The sequence below is a fragment of the Phenylobacterium sp. genome (assembly GCF_016124325.1).
GTDB lineage: Bacteria > Pseudomonadota > Alphaproteobacteria > Caulobacterales > Caulobacteraceae > Phenylobacterium.
Genome location: NZ_WGNY01000023.1, coordinates 103,020 through 116,707, shown reverse-complemented (window position 1 = coordinate 116,707; position 13,688 = coordinate 103,020). Strand labels below are relative to the sequence as shown.

Sequence of the window (13,688 nt, the reverse complement as noted above, 5' to 3'; positions counted from 1 at the left end):
CTGGGCGACGGTCTGCGCCCCGGCTCCATCGCCGACGCCAATGACCGCGCGCAATTCGCCGAACTGGAAACGCTCGGCGAGCTGACGCAAGTGGCCTGGAAGCACAATGTGCAGGTGATGATCGAAGGCCCCGGCCATGTGCCGATGCACAAGATCAAGGCCAACATGGACAAGCAGCTGAAGGCCTGCGGCGAGGCGCCCTTCTACACGCTCGGGCCGCTGACCACCGACATCGCGCCCGGCTACGACCACATCACCAGCGCCGTCGGCGCGGCGATGATCGGCTGGTTCGGCACGGCGATGCTCTGCTACGTCACGCCCAAGGAGCACCTGGGCCTGCCCGACCGCCAGGACGTGAAGGACGGGGTGATCGCCTACAAGATCGCCGCCCACGCCGCCGACCTGGCCAAGGGCCACCCGACCGCGCGGGCCTGGGACGACGCGCTTTCCCGCGCGCGGTTCGAGTTCCGCTGGGAGGACCAGTTCAACCTGGGCCTCGATCCCGAGACGGCGCGCGAATACCACGACGAGAGCCTGCCGAAGGAGGCGTTCAAGACCGCCCACTTCTGCTCGATGTGCGGCCCGAAGTTCTGCTCGATGAAGATCAGCCAGGACATCCGCGACGCCGCCCGCAAGCAGAACGAGGTCGAGGCCGGCATGGCCGATATGGCCCAGAAATTCAGAGAGGGCGGCGGCGAGATCCTGGTGCCGGTGACGCCAGCCGAGTAGGCCGGTCTAGAGGAGCGGGCCGACGGTGGCCCGCGTCAGCAGGGCGATCAGCTCCGCCTGGCGCGCCGTGCCGGTCTTGTCGAGCAGGCTCTGCACCTGATGCCGCACGGTGTGGAAGCTGACGCCCTGGCGTTCGGCGGCCTCGCGGGCGTCCGCGCCGTCCATCAGGGCCAGGGCGACCCGGGCCTCGGCCGGGGTGAAGCCGAACAGCTCCTGCAACTGGGCCGCGGTCGCCTGCCGCTGGGCTTCGGGGTCGGTCACGCACACCAGCACGCCCGGCGCCTGGCCGAACACGGCGGCCCGCCCGGCCTGGATCGGGGTCACGATGATCGAGAGCGGCGTCCGCCGGCCGGCCACGCGCAGGGTCATGGACCCGCCCACCCGAGGCTCGGCGTCGGTCGAGGCCGCCTGTGCGATCAGCTTGTCCAGCTGGCGCGCGCCCAGCGCCTGGACGCCGGACAGTCGGCCGCCGAGCAGGCAGAGTCCCAGGCGCCGCGCCAGGATCTGATCGGCCATCCGGTTGGTGCGGCGAACGCGGCCCGCGCCGTCCAGCAGGAAGATGCCGAAGGGCGAGCGATCGAGCGCGGCGTCCACGTCCGGGCTGCGGAGCCCGGCTTGCGCCAGCTTTTCCGTCAGGTGGAAGGCGCGGCGAATGTGGGGTTGCAGGCGTTCGGCGCGCTCGATGTCCGCGCGTTCGAACCGGCTGCGGGACCGGGGGCGGTTCACGGTGAGCGCGCAGGTCTCGTACCGGTGCGCGCTCAGGCGCACGATCATGCAGGAGTCGGCGTCGTTGGGGCGCATGAAGTCGTTGAAGTACTCGGTCCTGGCGAGGTCTTCCTTCGCCAGACAATCGTCGTCGGTCAGCACCGTGGGTCGCCAATTGGCCATGTAGTCCCGCGGGTCGGTCGCATTGGAAAAGGGGTTCAGGGCGCCATAGTAGGCCTCGTAGCGCCCCGGCGCATCGGGATCGATCCGGGCGATCAGGCCCGAGCCGGAGCCGTCGACAACACTCAGGCGTGAGAGCCAGGCATTGGTTCCGCCGGTCATGTCGGCGAAGCGCTCCATGACCGGAATCCAGCCGGCGGGATCGACCGCCGCGTCGTACAGCAGGTCCAGGAAGGCGGCTTCTTCGGCGGGCACGTCCGACCTCCTCACGTTCGTTGAACACGATGCGCCCGCCTGGGCAGCGTCCACTGCATACGCCTGATCGGCGAGTCGGATTCTACCGAGCCGATAGCTCGTCTGAGCCATTCGCCGGCGGACCCGCGAAGCTATCGTGCCGCGATCGTTGTCTCGGGCGTTGGTCGGGCCGCAGGGGGCGGCCGGCGTCGCGTCGGAGCGACGCCTGGAGTGACTGGACATGCAGAAGCTGCTTCTCGCCACCGCCATGGCGATGCTGTTGTCGCCGATGGGCGCGCGCGCCGCGACGGTGGTGCTGGAATTCGGCACGAACGAAATGGCCTGTACGGGTTCGGACGGAGGCGCGGTCGACCGGGCCTGCACGACCAACGGCCAGTATATCGGCGCCAACTATGGGAGCACGACGGGCCTGACCGTCGGGTACGACGCCAGCGAGGCCTCGGGCAGCCAGACCTCGTTGCTGTTTTCGACCAGCAATGGCGGCCGTGCGTACGCCTTTCCGGTGGGGCCGGCGGACGAGCCGTCGCTGATCTTCTTCACGCCGGACGCCGGCTACGAGGTCTCGTTCTCGAGCTTCACCTGGAGCGCCGGGTCGGCGACCTCGACCGCGCTCTTCTTCTTCCAGGTGGTCGACCAGGGCGGGACGGTCCTGTTCGACGCCGGCAACAGCGTCGCGACCTATGCGGTCAACACCGCCTACGCCTCGGGGCCCCTGACCTTCAAGTTCGGCAACGGCGGCCAGGGCGGCGTCGACATCGACAGGATCGTCCTGGACCTGCGCCCGACGGCGGTGGGCGGCGTGCCTGAGCCGGGGACCTGGGCGCTGATGATCCTGGGTTTCGGCGCCGCCGGTTGCGTCGCGCGCCGGCGTCGCCTGGCGCCCATGGCCTGACGGCGTTCCCGCGATCCGGGGCCGGCGATCCCGACGGCGCCCGCATCGATCCCGCGCTTCAGGACGCCGTGTCCTTCCGGAGCCGGGATCGCGTCCGGGGCCTTCGCCCGCAGTCCCCGGGTGGATGTCCCGGCGGCGCAAGCCGCCGGGCGTTCACCGGCCGGATCCGCGGCCAATGTCAGGCGGCGCGGGCCAGCCGCCTGCGCCGCAGCACCGCGCCCGCCGCGCCGAAGCCCGCGATCATCAGGCTCCAGGCCGCGGGCTCGGGAACCGCGCCGACCTCGGTGATCCGGGCGCTCGTGATCGAGACCGCGAAGTTGTAGGCCTGATCGTAGCCGCGGCCGCTGTTCTGGGCCGCGCGGGCGAAAGCGCCGCCGCCGCTGCCGCCGGGCGGGTTCCAGGGCTCGCCCATGTCGAACGGGATCTCGGCCGTCCCGTAGAAGTTCGAGCTGCCCGAGAAGTAGTCGTAGGCCTGGCCGCCCGTCGGCGAGGGGATGTAGCGGCCGGCCTGGCCGCCGAAATACAGGACGCCCTGCGGGGCATCCGGATTGTTGGTCCGGTCGGTCTCGCCGTAGCTGTTGGAGGGCGCGGTGAAGTCGATCACGTCGGTGATCCCGTTGATGGTGATCGCCACCGAGCGCACCGGGGAGGCGTCGTTGTAGCCCGCGCGGTTGTAGGAGAAGTAGCCGGGCAGCGGGACGTAGAGCGAGGTGTTCCCGAGCGTCGGATCGAAGGTCCAGACGGCGGAGAAGGCCTGGCCGACCAGCGGCGAGACGCCGAAGGTCATGTCGGATCCGTAGTCGATCGTGACGACCCCGTTGAAGGTGGCCATCACCAAGGCCTGGGCCTGTGTGGCCAGGGCGACGGCGCCCGCCGCCACGGCGGCGGCCAGTTTCAGCTTGGAACGCATGGAAATCGATCCCCCAATCGGCTTCGCCGCGCGAAGCCTGGGAGGATTGAAGCCCGGATTTCCGGGGCCGCCTGCCCCCAAACGGGGGCGTCGAAATCACCCGTTTCTCGCCCGCCAGGGGAAGTTGCGGCGCGCCGCTCGCGCGGCGCATGAATTCCGTCGTTTCAGCCGCAGCTGCGCAGCGCCGCCTCCACCGGCTTGAGGTAGTTCTCGCGGTCGATTTCCGGGAGGCGGCCCGTGCGCTCGTAGGCCGCCATGATCCCGTGGGCTTCGCGGAGCGACGCGCACGCCGTCGCCTCCCGGCCGGCCGCGCGGTAGACCACCGCGGCGTCCCTTAGGGCCCCTGCGAGACCCATGCGCCAGCCCTGGTTGGCGCTGCTGCGCGCCACGAGTTCGTGCCGCAAATCCAAGGCTTCGTCCGCGGCGGCGACGGCCGCGCGATGCTCGCCCCGCGCGCTGAGGACCTGCGCCTGCACGATGGCGGCGAAGGCGACCGATTCCTTGGCGCCCGCGTCGTTGGGGGCTTTGGCCACCATGTCGCGCGAGATCTCTAGGGCCTCCGAAATAGTCTGCAACGCCTGGTCCAGCCGCTCGACCGAGCGCTGCATGTCGCCCAGCGACCAGAGCGAGATGATCAGCCGGCGCACCGCGTCGGGCGCGCCCTTGGCCTTGACGAGCGAGGCGCGGTTGAGCGCCACCGCCTGCTCCATCCGCGTGATCGCGCGGTCGGGCTGGCCGGTGTAGCGGTAGACCTCCCCGGCCTGGCGCAGGAGGCCGCCCATGCTGAACCGCACCGCGTCGCTGTCCCGCAGGGCCGGCGGAAGGCCCTCGACCATCCGGATGCCCGCCTCGTAGACGCGGCCCGCGGCGGGAAGGTCGTTGTCCCAGCCGTAGCTGTCGCCCTCGTAGAGGTAGGCGCCCGCCAGGGCGCCGGCGCTGCGCTCGCTCGGCTGCGGCAGGCCGCTCAGCAGCGCCCGGGCGCGCGTGGCCCGCGTTCGCGCCGTCTTGCTGTCGCTGTCGTTGTAGAGCGCTTCGCCGGCCATCACCGACAGTTCGTGGCCCAGCGCCAGGCGCACGTCCGGGCGTTCCGGCGCTTCGCGGTGCAGGGCTTCCAGGATCGCGAGCGATTTCTCGAACAGCTTCTTGCCGTCATCGCGGCGGCCAAGCGAGCCGCCGGCCGTCGAGCCCACCACCCGAGCCAGCCGGAAATAGCCCTCGCCGGCCTCCAACCGGACGTCGAACGGCGCGGTGGCGTCGGCGGCCAGGGAGTCGAGGTAGTCCTGCGCCGTGCGCGCCAGCAGCAGCCGCGCGTCGATCGAGCCGGGCACCTTGCTGACCGCGTCGTAGACGTCGAACATCATCACCTTGGCCAGCGAGCGGACGTCCTGGTAGCGCGCCTCGGCCTCGGCGCGGGCCGCCTGTTCCCGCTGGTTGGCGACCAGGGTCACGGCGAAGGCGGCGATGAGGAGCGCGGCCGCCGTCGCCGCGCCCCCGACGGCCAGGCGGTGCCGCCCGACGAACTTGCGAAACACATAGCCACGCCCCCCTGCGACGGCCGCGACGGGGAAGCCGCGACGCCAGGCGACGACGTCGTCGCGCAGGGCTTCCACGGTGGAATAGCGTTCGGCCGGGTCCGCGGCGGTGGCGCGCGCGATGACGGCCTCGCGCTCGGAGTCCGGACCGTCGCCGGCGGTGAGCGCGCGCAGCACCCGGCCCAGGGAGTAGACGTCGGATAGGGTGGTGGCGGGCGCGCCGGCGACGCGCTCGGGCGCGGCGTAGCCGGGCGTGGCCGTATGTGCGCCGCCGGCCGGGGATGGCGAGGCCTCCGGCGCGTCGACGACCGCCGGCCGGGAGATGCCGAAGTCGATCAGCCGGGCGCGGCCGTCGGCGTCGACCAGCACGTTCCCGGGCGTCACGTCGCCGTGCACGATGAGATTCTGGTGAGCGAAGGCGACGGCCGAGGCCACCGATAGGAACAGGTCGATGCGCGCGTCCGGCGGCGGCTTCTCGGCCTCGATCCAGGCGCCAAGGGGGCGGCCCTCGACATATTCCATGACGATGTAGGGTTCGCCGGCCGCCGTCTCGCCGCCGTCGAACAGCCGGGCGATGTTGGGGTGGGCCAGGCGCGCCAGGGTCTGGCGCTCGCGGCGGAAGCGCTCGATCAGCTGCTCGGAAAGGGCGCCGGGACGGATCACCTTGATCGCCACGACGTGGTCGAAGTCGCCGGCGTCGCGCTCGCCGCGATAGACCGCGCCCATGCCGCCCTGGCCGATCAGGCCCGTGATGCGGTAGGCGCCGATCCGTTCGGGCGGCGGGCCGCCCTCCGCCCGACGCGCCGCCCCGCCGGTCGGAAAGGCGATGCGGGCCCCCGCGCCGCCGCGCAGCAGGGCCAGGGCGCGATCCCGCACGTCCGGAGCGACGTCGGCTCCGGCGAGCCAGGCCTCGCGGTCACTGGACGGAAGATCGATCGCCTGCTCCAGCAGGTCGAGGGCGAGCGCGTCGGCCGAGGGCCCGGCCGCGTCAGGCATTTTGCGGCTGCAGCGCCTCGTAGAGCCACAGGCGCGCCGCCTGCCACCGGCGCTTGATCGTCGACTCGGAGACGTCCAGCACCGCGGCGATGTCGGCGATCTCCATGCCGCCGAAGTAGCGCATCTCCACCACCTCGGCCCGCTCGCGGTCGATGCGCGCGAGCCGCTCCAGGGCGTCGTTGATCTCGTCGAGGTCGGCGTTGCCCACGTCGGGCAGGTTGGTCGTCAGCTCGACCTTCAGGTGCCGGCGCTTGTCGCGGCGCTTGGCGCGCACGTGCTCGACGAGGGCGCGGCGCATCATCACCGAGGTCAGCGCCATGAAGTGCGCCCGGTCCTGCCAGTCGATCTGGTTCAGGGCGATGAGCTTGAGGATCGTCTCGTGCACGAGGTCGCCGACCGCGAGGGAGACGTCCCGCTCGCCGCGCAGCATGCCCGCCGCGGCCTGCCGCAACTCGGCGTAGAGCATTTCGAACAGCCGGTCGCGCGCCGCCTGGTCGCCGGCCCGCCACGCCCCGAGCAGGGCGCGAACCTCGTCGCTCGCCGAACGCTCCAGCATGGCGCGATAGTGCGGAGGCCCGCCAGGGCTGGCAAGCGGCCGCCCCGCTCAGGGGAAAAATACCTCGCGAAAAAATTGCGCGCGGCCTGACCCGTGGGGCCCGCCTTTGGCGCCTAGGCCTTTCGAGCGGAGTGATCGGGACGGGGAATCCGCTCAACTCGGCGCCGGCCCGGGGGATGGAGGATCCGTGTCACCCCCAGGCTTCGGATCGGCGTCGATCCTCGTCCCGAACCCCTGCTGGCCTTCGGCGGCGCCGCGTCGCCGAAGGTTTCAGTTCCGCGAGGAGACCTCGGCCTTCTCGGGCGCCGGCCAGACGCGCACGGCCACGGCCGCCGTCACCGATCCCAGGACCGCCGCCGCCGCGCCGGCCCACTGCACCGGGTCCATGCCGATGGCGGCGTAGTGGCCCGTCATGGCGCCGGAGAGGAACACCAGGGCCGCGGTGCCCCAGTCGGCCAGGTCCTTGCCGGTCAGCTCGTAGTTCATGCGGATTCTTCCTGCGGTCGGGTGATCTACGTCCGAATTCTCGCGGCGCTCGAATGCCAAAAGCTTATCAAATGCGCGATGCGACACTGTTGCGCACTCCAGCCCTAGTCGGCCCGCAGCGCCGGCGCCGGGCGGCGCGACAGGGCGTGGAACGAGGCGGCGAGACCGCCGACCGCCGCCAGGCCAGCGGCGCCGCCGAGCAGCAGGGCCACGCCGCCCCAGTCGATGCTCCAGTGCGCCTCGAACACCTTCACCACCACGGGCCAGGCGGCCGCGCAGCCCAGGCCCACGCCGGCCGCGCCGGCGATCGCGCCGACCAGGCCGTACTCGATGACATAGGCGGCCAGCACCTGCGCGCGCGAGGCGCCCAGCACCTTGAGCGTCGCGGCCTCGCGGGTGCGTTCCTGGGCGCGGGCGGCAATGGCGCCGGCCAGCACCAGCAGCGCGGCCAGCAGGGCCACGGCCGCCGCGCCGCGCACGGCCAGGGCGACCCGGTCGAAGAGTTCGCTGGCGGCTTCGAGCTGCTCGCGCACCGAGATCACATTGACCTCCGGGAAGTCGCGGCCCAGCGCGCGGGTGATCGCCTGTTCCTCGGCGCGGCTCGCCTTGGCGATGGCGACGTGGCGGGGATTGGCGCCCTCGATCGCCGAGGGGGTCAGCACCACCGGGAAGCTCGCGCCGAAGCCGCCGAAATCCACCCGGCGGATCACCGCCACGCGCGCGGTGATCTCGCGGCCCAGGAGCGAGATGGTGAGGGTGTCGCCCAGCTTCACGTGGGCGGCCTTGGCGGGGTCTTCGCTGAACGCGACGAGCGGGGGGCCGGCATAGTCCGCGGGCCACCAGCGGCCGGCCACGATCCCGGCGTTGGGGGGCTCCGGGCCGATGGCGGAGAAGCTGATGTCGTTGTCGTAGGCCCAGCGGCCCTCAGCGCCCAGGCGGTCACGGTCCACCTTCTGGCCGCGCACGGCCACGATGCGGCCGGTCAGGAGCGGCGCGCGCAGGTAGCGGTCGGGGCTAGGCGCATAACCGAGCACGCGAGCGATCTCGGCGTCGAAGGCCGCGGTCCGGTCGGCCGGGATCTCGGTGAACACCATGGCCGGCGCGGTCTGGGGGGCGGTGACGGCGATCTGGCGCAGCAGGCTGGACTGGATCAGCACCACCGCCGCCAGCAGGGCCACGCCCAGGCCGATGGCGGGGGCGGCGGTGCGCGCGGCCGAGCGGGGGCCGGCAAGGTTGGCGAGCGCGATGCGCAGGGGCCCGCGCGTCGCGCCGCGGAAGCGCCCGGCCAGCCAGGCCGCGCCCCATCCGAAGGCCCAGAGCAGGGCGAAGGCGACGGCCACCCCGGCGATCATGACGGCGGCCATCACCGGCGTGGGCGCGGTCCAGACCGCCAGGCCGGCGAGGCCCGCGGCGGCCAGCGCCGCGGCGATGGTCTCCGGCCCCAGGCTGAGCCGGCCGGCGAGGTCGCTGCGGAACAGGCTGGCCGGCGGGGTCGCGCGCGCGCGCGCCAGCGGCGCCAGCGAGAAGGCCGCCGCCGACAACAGACCGAACGCGGCGGCCTTGGCCAGGGGCCAGGGGTAGACGGCGAACAGGGCCGGGACCGGCAGCTCGTCCTTGATCATCGCCCCCAGGGCCAGCGGCGCGGCGGCGCCCGCCACGAGGCCAAGGGCGACGCCGACGGCCGCCAGGACGCCGATCTGGGCGAGGTAGGTTCCCCGGACCAGGCCGCTCTCGGCGCCCAAGGCCTTGAGCGTGGCGATGGCGGGCCGGCGGCCGTCCACATAGGCGCTGACCGCGCCGTAGACCCCAAGGCCCCCGGCGACCAGCGAGGCCAGGCCGATGAAGCCCAGGAAGTACTCCAGCCGGTCGATCAGGCGGCTGACGCCGGGGGCGGCGTCATTGCGGTCGCGCAGGCGGAACGGGCCCTTCATGTCGCGCCGGGCCTGGGCCTTGGCGCTCTCCAGGTCGTAGTGCGGATAGAGCGCGATGCGCGCGGCCTCGCCGAAGGGCAGGCCGGGCTGCAGGAAGCCGCCCTGCTCCAGGGCGCCCACGCGGGTCAGCACGCGCGGGCCCAGGGAGAAGCCGCGGGAAAGCTGGTCGGGCTCGTCCAGCAGAACGGCGGTGGCGCGCATCGGCACGTTGCCGGCCAGGAAGCGGTCGCCCAGCTTCAGGCCCAGCCGGTCGAGCAACGCCTGCTCGACCGCCGCGCCCCAGACGCCGTCCTCGTGGGTCAGCGCCGCGGCCAGGGACGGGGCGCCCCGGAGCTCGACGGTCCCGGTCAGGGGATAGGCCGCGTCGACGCCGCGCAGCTCGATCAGCCGGCGCTCGCCGTTCGGGGCTTCGGCCATGGCCTGGGAGGCGGCGGCGTAGGCGACCCGGCCCAGGCGCTCCAGGGCCTGGCGCTCGGCGGGCTGGAGCCGGCGCTGGTTCACGCCCATCACCAGGTCGCCGCCCAGGATCTCGCGGGCCTGGCTGGCGAGGCCGTGCCGGAAGGCCTCGGCGGTCGAGCCGGCCGCGGCGATGGCCATGACGCCCAGCGCCAGGCAGGCCAGGAAGATGCGGAAGCCTTTCACGCCGCTCCGCAGCTCGCGCCCCGCGAAGCGCAGCCAGAGCGGCATCACGCGGTGAGTACCGGCGCGCCGTCGCGCAGGGTGACGACCCGCTGGGCGCGGGCGGCCAGCTCGGGATCGTGGGTGACCAGCAGCATGGCCGCGCCCGACTGTTCGGTCAGTTCGAACAGCAGGTCGGCGACGTGGCGGGCGTTGGCGGAATCGAGGTTGCCGGTGGGTTCGTCGGCGAACAGCAGGGCCGGGCTGGGGGCGAGCGCGCGGGCCAGGGCCACGCGCTGTTGCTCGCCGCCCGAGAGCTGGTGCGGATAGTGGCGCAGGCGGGCCGACAGGCCCACGCGGTCGAGCCAGGCGCGGGCCTCGGCGATGGCGCCCGGCCGACCGGCGATCTCCAGCGGCGCGGCGACGTTCTCCTCGGCCGTCATGTTGGACAGCAGGTGGAACGACTGGAACACGAGGCTGACCTTGCCGCGGCGCAGGCGGGCGCGGCCGTCCTCGTCCATGCGCGACAGATCCTGGCCGAAGAGCTGGACGCGCCCGGCGCTGGGCCGTTCCAGCCCCGCCGCCACGGCGATCAGCGACGACTTGCCCGAGCCCGAGGGGCCGACCAGCGCCACGCGCTCGCCATGGTCCAGGGTCAGGGAGAGGTTGCGCAGGATCTCCACCGGGCCTGCGGCGGACGGCAATGTCAGGCTCACGTCCTGCATCACCAGCGGCGGTATGTCGTCCAAGGGGCTCCCCGGCGGTTGAGCGGTCTGGCCGTTCACTTACATAGGACGTTCATGGCGACGCCAAGACATACACGCCGTGCATTTCTGGCATGGCCGATGGCCCTCGCGGCCGCGCCGGCCTGGGCGGCCGCGCCGGCCTGGGCGGCCGGGCCCCGGGTGGTGACCATGCTGGGCGACTCCATCACCGCCGGCTACGGCCTGCCGGCGCAGGCGGCGCTGCCCAACCAGCTTCATCTGGCGCTCAAGAAGCTGGGCGTGGCCAATGTGGTGCGCGGGGCCGGCGTCAGCGGCGACACCACGTCGGGCGGCCTGGCGCGGGTGGACTTCAGCGTCCAGAAGGACACCGACCTGGCGATCGTGGCCCTGGGCGCCAACGACCTGATGCAGGGCCAGGACCCCAAGCGCACGCGGGCCAATCTGGAGGCCATCGTGAAGCGGCTGCAGGCCCGCGGCATCGGCGTGATCCTGGCCGGCATCGCCGCGCCCACCGAGATCGGCGGCGGCTATGCGCGCGACTTCAACGCCGTCTTCCCGGCCGTGGCCAAGGCGCGGGGCGTGACGCTCTATCCCAACCTGATCGCGGGGGTGGCGCGGAACCCGGCGCTGAACCAGGCCGACGGCATCCATCCCAACGCCAAGGGCGCGGCGATCATCGCCGGGCGTCTGGCCCCGGTCGTCGCCAAGGCCCTGGCCGCGCGGCGGTAGGCTCGCGGCTGCGCAGGCGCGACGTCGTTCGACTCCTCCCGGCTTCGCCGCCGCGCCGTTGGCGGATAGGGTCCGGGAAAACACCGGGAGGAACGGATGCTCACGTGGCAGATCGGGGACGTGAAGGTCACCCGCATCGTCGAGATGGAGACCACCGGCGGGACGCGCTTCCTGCTGCCCCAGGCCACCTACGAGGAGGTGCGCGAGATCCCGTGGCTGGTCCCGCACTTCGCCGAGGAATCGGGCAAGCTGAAGATGAGCATCCACGCGCTGGTCGTGGAGGCGTCCGGGCGGCGGATCATCGTCGACACCTGTATCGGCAACGACAAGCGCCGCGAGATGGCGCCGTGGTCCAACCTGCAGACCACCTTCCTGAAGGACCTGGAGGCCGCCGGCTTCGCCCGCGACAGCATCGACACCGTGCTCTGCACCCACCTGCACGTGGACCACGTGGGCTGGAACACCATGCTGGTCGACGGGGAATGGATCCCGACCTTCCCCAAGGCGCGCTACCTGATCGGGCGGCGGGAATATGAATACTGGCGCGACGAGGAGGCGGGCGTGAAGGACGTCTCCACCTCGTACTTCCACGACAGCGTGAAGCCGGTGTGGGACGCAGGGCTGGTCGACCTCGTGGAGGCCGGCCACAGGGTCTGCGACGAGGTAAGCCTGGAGCCGACCCACGGGCACACGCCCGGGCACGTCTCGATCCGCATCCGCTCGAAGGGGCAGGACGCGCTGATCACCGGCGACTTCGCCCATCACCCGGTGCAAATGGCGCGGCCGGAATGGGCCGCCGAGGTCGACTACGACAAGGCCGCGTCCACGGCGACGCGGCGACGCGTGTTCGGCGCGCTGGCGGGGACCAAGACGCTTGTCATCGGCACCCACTTCGCAGCGCCCTGCGCGGGATGCGTCGTGGCCGACGGGGATGTGTGGAGGCTGGAGGTGTGAGCTTCCTCTCCAGCCTCGGCGGGAGAGGGGGACCGGTCGCCGAGCGAAGCGAAGAGCGACGGGTGGAGAGGGAAAGCGGCCACGCGGTGGTCGAGGCTTGCCCTTCCCACCGCCCGCTCTTCGGCGGGCGGTCCCCCCTTCCCGCAGGCGGGAAGGGAAATCAGGCCGCCTTGAACCGCACGGGCATCGCCTTGGGGCCGGAGATGAAGTTGGACGGCAGCCATTCGACCGGGGCGGCGAGTTCGAAATCCTTCATGCGGCCGAGCACCTCGCGCAGCATGGCGTCGATCTCGATGCGGGCGAGGTGCTGGCCGAGGCAGCCGTGGGGGCCGGTGCCGAAGGCGATGTGGGCGTTCTCGCCGCGCGAGAGATCCAGCACGTCGGGGCGGTCGAACGCCGCCGGGTCGCGGTTGGCCGAGCCGAAGTACATCACCACCTTGTCGCCGGCCTTGATCGGCTGACCGGCCAGGTCGGCGTCGTGCTTGGCGGTGCGGCGCATGTAGATCACCGGGCTGGTCCAGCGCAGCAGCTCTTCGCGGGCGGTGGGGAGGCGGCCCTCCAGGTCGGCCATGAGCCAGGCGTACTGTTCGGGATGCTCCATGAGCGCCAGCAGGCCGCCCGACAGCAGGTTGCGGGTGGTGTCGCCGCCGGCGTCGATCAGCAGCAGGAAGAACAGCAGGAACTCCGGGTCCTCCAGCTTGCGGCCGTCGACCTCGCAGGCCAGCAGCTTGGAGGCCAGGTCGTCGCCGGGCTTGGCGCGCTTCTCGGCGATCACCTTCGAGCCGTACTCGAACATCTTCATCACCGCCTGGCCACCGGCGCCGGGGGGCAGGGCTTCGGGCGCGGTGTGGATGATCTCGGTGAGCTTGTAGAGTTCGCGCCCGTCGTCGAGCGGCAGGCCCATGAGCTCGGCGATCACGTAGGAGGGCATTTCGCCGGCCACGTCGGCGACGAAGTCGCACTCGCCCTTTCCGGCCACCGCGTCGACGATCTGCATCGCCAGGGCCTGGATGCGTTCGGCGCGAAGGCGCGCGGCCGGCTCGGTGAACTCGGAGCGGATGAGCTTGCGGAACGCCGTGTGCTCGGGCGGGTCCATCATCAGCATCATCTTGTAGGGCCCGAACCCGCCCGCCTCGCTGAGCGGATCGGCGATCATGATGGTGGGTTCGGACGAATAGGTCTGGAAGTCGCGGTCGACGGCCCAGACGTCGGCGTGGCGGGTGACGGCCCAGAAGCCCTTGCCCTCGGGCTCGTCGTGCCAGGCCACGGGCTGGTTCTGGCGGAGCCAGGCGAACTGGTCGTGAGGCTGGCCGCCGGCGAAGCTTTCGGGCGAGAGCAGGTCGATCTTCATGGGCCGTCCTCCCGGCGCTTTTCCGGGATTGGACGCGCTTGACCGGGGGGCAGGCAAGGGTGGGCGGCGCATCCGCCCGGCCGTCGCACGCCGGGATCCAGCCCCGAGCCGCCCGTCGTCGGACGCTTCGCCGTGCGCG

General features: G+C 72.1%; 12 protein-coding genes. 4 read left to right on the top strand and 8 right to left on the bottom strand.

Annotated features, from left to right (window positions below; genetic code table 11):
- The coding region (locus GC203_RS14770; RefSeq protein WP_293455868.1) for a phosphomethylpyrimidine synthase ThiC at nucleotides 1-729 on the top strand (729 nt) is incomplete at its 5' end.
- Nucleotides 730-735: 6 nt separating this feature from the next.
- Here GC203_RS14770 and GC203_RS14765 read toward each other — a convergent pair.
- Nucleotides 736-1,869 carry a helix-turn-helix transcriptional regulator gene (locus GC203_RS14765; protein ID WP_293455866.1) on the bottom strand — a complete coding sequence of 378 codons (1,134 nt, stop codon included), beginning with the start codon at nucleotides 1,867-1,869 and terminating at the stop codon, nucleotides 736-738.
- 220 nt (nucleotides 1,870-2,089) lie between these two features.
- Here GC203_RS14765 and GC203_RS14760 point away from each other — a divergent pair, with 220 nt between their 5' ends.
- The gene (locus GC203_RS14760; protein ID WP_293455865.1) at nucleotides 2,090-2,761 is read left to right on the top strand and encodes a PEPxxWA-CTERM sorting domain-containing protein; all 672 of its coding nucleotides are present in this window, start codon (nucleotides 2,090-2,092) and stop codon (nucleotides 2,759-2,761) included.
- A 178-nt stretch (nucleotides 2,762-2,939) separates the two neighbouring features.
- Here the strand turns inward: GC203_RS14760 and GC203_RS14755 are convergent, their stop codons facing one another.
- From GC203_RS14755 to GC203_RS14730, 6 genes are all read right to left on the bottom strand, one after another.
- Nucleotides 2,940-3,671, bottom strand: coding sequence for a PEPxxWA-CTERM sorting domain-containing protein (locus GC203_RS14755; RefSeq protein WP_293455863.1), 732 nt, complete (start codon nucleotides 3,669-3,671; stop codon nucleotides 2,940-2,942).
- 164 nt (nucleotides 3,672-3,835) lie between these two features.
- Nucleotides 3,836-6,199 (bottom strand): serine/threonine-protein kinase, encoded by a 2,364-nt coding sequence (locus tag GC203_RS14750; protein ID WP_293455861.1) that lies wholly within the window; start codon nucleotides 6,197-6,199, stop codon nucleotides 3,836-3,838.
- The gene (locus GC203_RS14745; RefSeq protein ID WP_293455859.1) at nucleotides 6,192-6,755 is read right to left on the bottom strand and encodes an ECF-type sigma factor; all 564 of its coding nucleotides are present in this window, start codon (nucleotides 6,753-6,755) and stop codon (nucleotides 6,192-6,194) included. Before GC203_RS14745 ends, GC203_RS14750 begins: the two co-directional genes overlap by 8 nt.
- Nucleotides 6,756-7,025: 270 nt before the next feature.
- Nucleotides 7,026-7,241 carry a hypothetical protein gene (locus GC203_RS14740; RefSeq protein WP_293455857.1) on the bottom strand — a complete coding sequence of 72 codons (216 nt, stop codon included), beginning with the start codon at nucleotides 7,239-7,241 and terminating at the stop codon, nucleotides 7,026-7,028.
- 104 nt (nucleotides 7,242-7,345) lie between these two features.
- On the bottom strand, nucleotides 7,346-9,859 hold the full coding sequence (locus GC203_RS14735; RefSeq protein WP_293455855.1) for an FtsX-like permease family protein: 2,514 nt from the start codon (nucleotides 9,857-9,859) through the stop codon (nucleotides 7,346-7,348).
- Nucleotides 9,859-10,515, bottom strand: a complete 657-nt coding sequence (locus GC203_RS14730; RefSeq protein ID WP_293455876.1) for an ABC transporter ATP-binding protein — start codon at nucleotides 10,513-10,515, stop codon at nucleotides 9,859-9,861. Before GC203_RS14730 ends, GC203_RS14735 begins: the two co-directional genes overlap by 1 nt.
- Nucleotides 10,516-10,635: 120 nt before the next feature.
- On the opposite strand from GC203_RS14730, the gene GC203_RS14725 reads away from it, so the two are divergent.
- Both GC203_RS14725 and GC203_RS14720 read left to right on the top strand, forming a co-directional pair.
- Nucleotides 10,636-11,244, top strand: a complete 609-nt coding sequence (locus GC203_RS14725) for an arylesterase (protein ID WP_293455853.1) — start codon at nucleotides 10,636-10,638, stop codon at nucleotides 11,242-11,244.
- 96 nt (nucleotides 11,245-11,340) lie between these two features.
- Nucleotides 11,341-12,198: an MBL fold metallo-hydrolase gene (locus GC203_RS14720; protein WP_293455851.1), complete on the top strand. Its 858-nt coding sequence runs from the start codon at nucleotides 11,341-11,343 to the stop codon at nucleotides 12,196-12,198.
- A gap of 160 nt (nucleotides 12,199-12,358) precedes the next feature.
- Here the strand turns inward: GC203_RS14720 and GC203_RS14715 are convergent, their stop codons facing one another.
- On the bottom strand, nucleotides 12,359-13,549 hold the full coding sequence (locus GC203_RS14715; protein WP_293455848.1) for a cytochrome P450: 1,191 nt from the start codon (nucleotides 13,547-13,549) through the stop codon (nucleotides 12,359-12,361).
- Nucleotides 13,550-13,688 lie beyond the last annotated feature (139 nt).

Coding starts and splice junctions, on each gene's coding strand:
- GC203_RS14755 (WP_293455863.1), bottom strand. CDS start 3,671: ATGCGTTCCAAGCTGAAACTGGCCGCCGCCGTGGCGGCGGGCGCCGTC.
- GC203_RS14740 (WP_293455857.1), bottom strand. CDS start 7,241: ATGAACTACGAGCTGACCGGCAAGGACCTGGCCGACTGGGGCACCGCG.
- GC203_RS14720 (WP_293455851.1), top strand. CDS start 11,341: ATGCTCACGTGGCAGATCGGGGACGTGAAGGTCACCCGCATCGTCGAG.
- GC203_RS14760 (WP_293455865.1), top strand. CDS start 2,090: ATGCAGAAGCTGCTTCTCGCCACCGCCATGGCGATGCTGTTGTCGCCG.
- GC203_RS14715 (WP_293455848.1), bottom strand. CDS start 13,549: ATGAAGATCGACCTGCTCTCGCCCGAAAGCTTCGCCGGCGGCCAGCCT.
- GC203_RS14730 (WP_293455876.1), bottom strand. CDS start 10,515: ATGCAGGACGTGAGCCTGACATTGCCGTCCGCCGCAGGCCCGGTGGAG.
- GC203_RS14750 (WP_293455861.1), bottom strand. CDS start 6,199: ATGCCTGACGCGGCCGGGCCCTCGGCCGACGCGCTCGCCCTCGACCTG.
- GC203_RS14745 (WP_293455859.1), bottom strand. CDS start 6,755: ATGCTGGAGCGTTCGGCGAGCGACGAGGTTCGCGCCCTGCTCGGGGCG.
- GC203_RS14735 (WP_293455855.1), bottom strand. CDS start 9,859: ATGCCGCTCTGGCTGCGCTTCGCGGGGCGCGAGCTGCGGAGCGGCGTG.
- GC203_RS14725 (WP_293455853.1), top strand. CDS start 10,636: ATGGCCCTCGCGGCCGCGCCGGCCTGGGCGGCCGCGCCGGCCTGGGCG.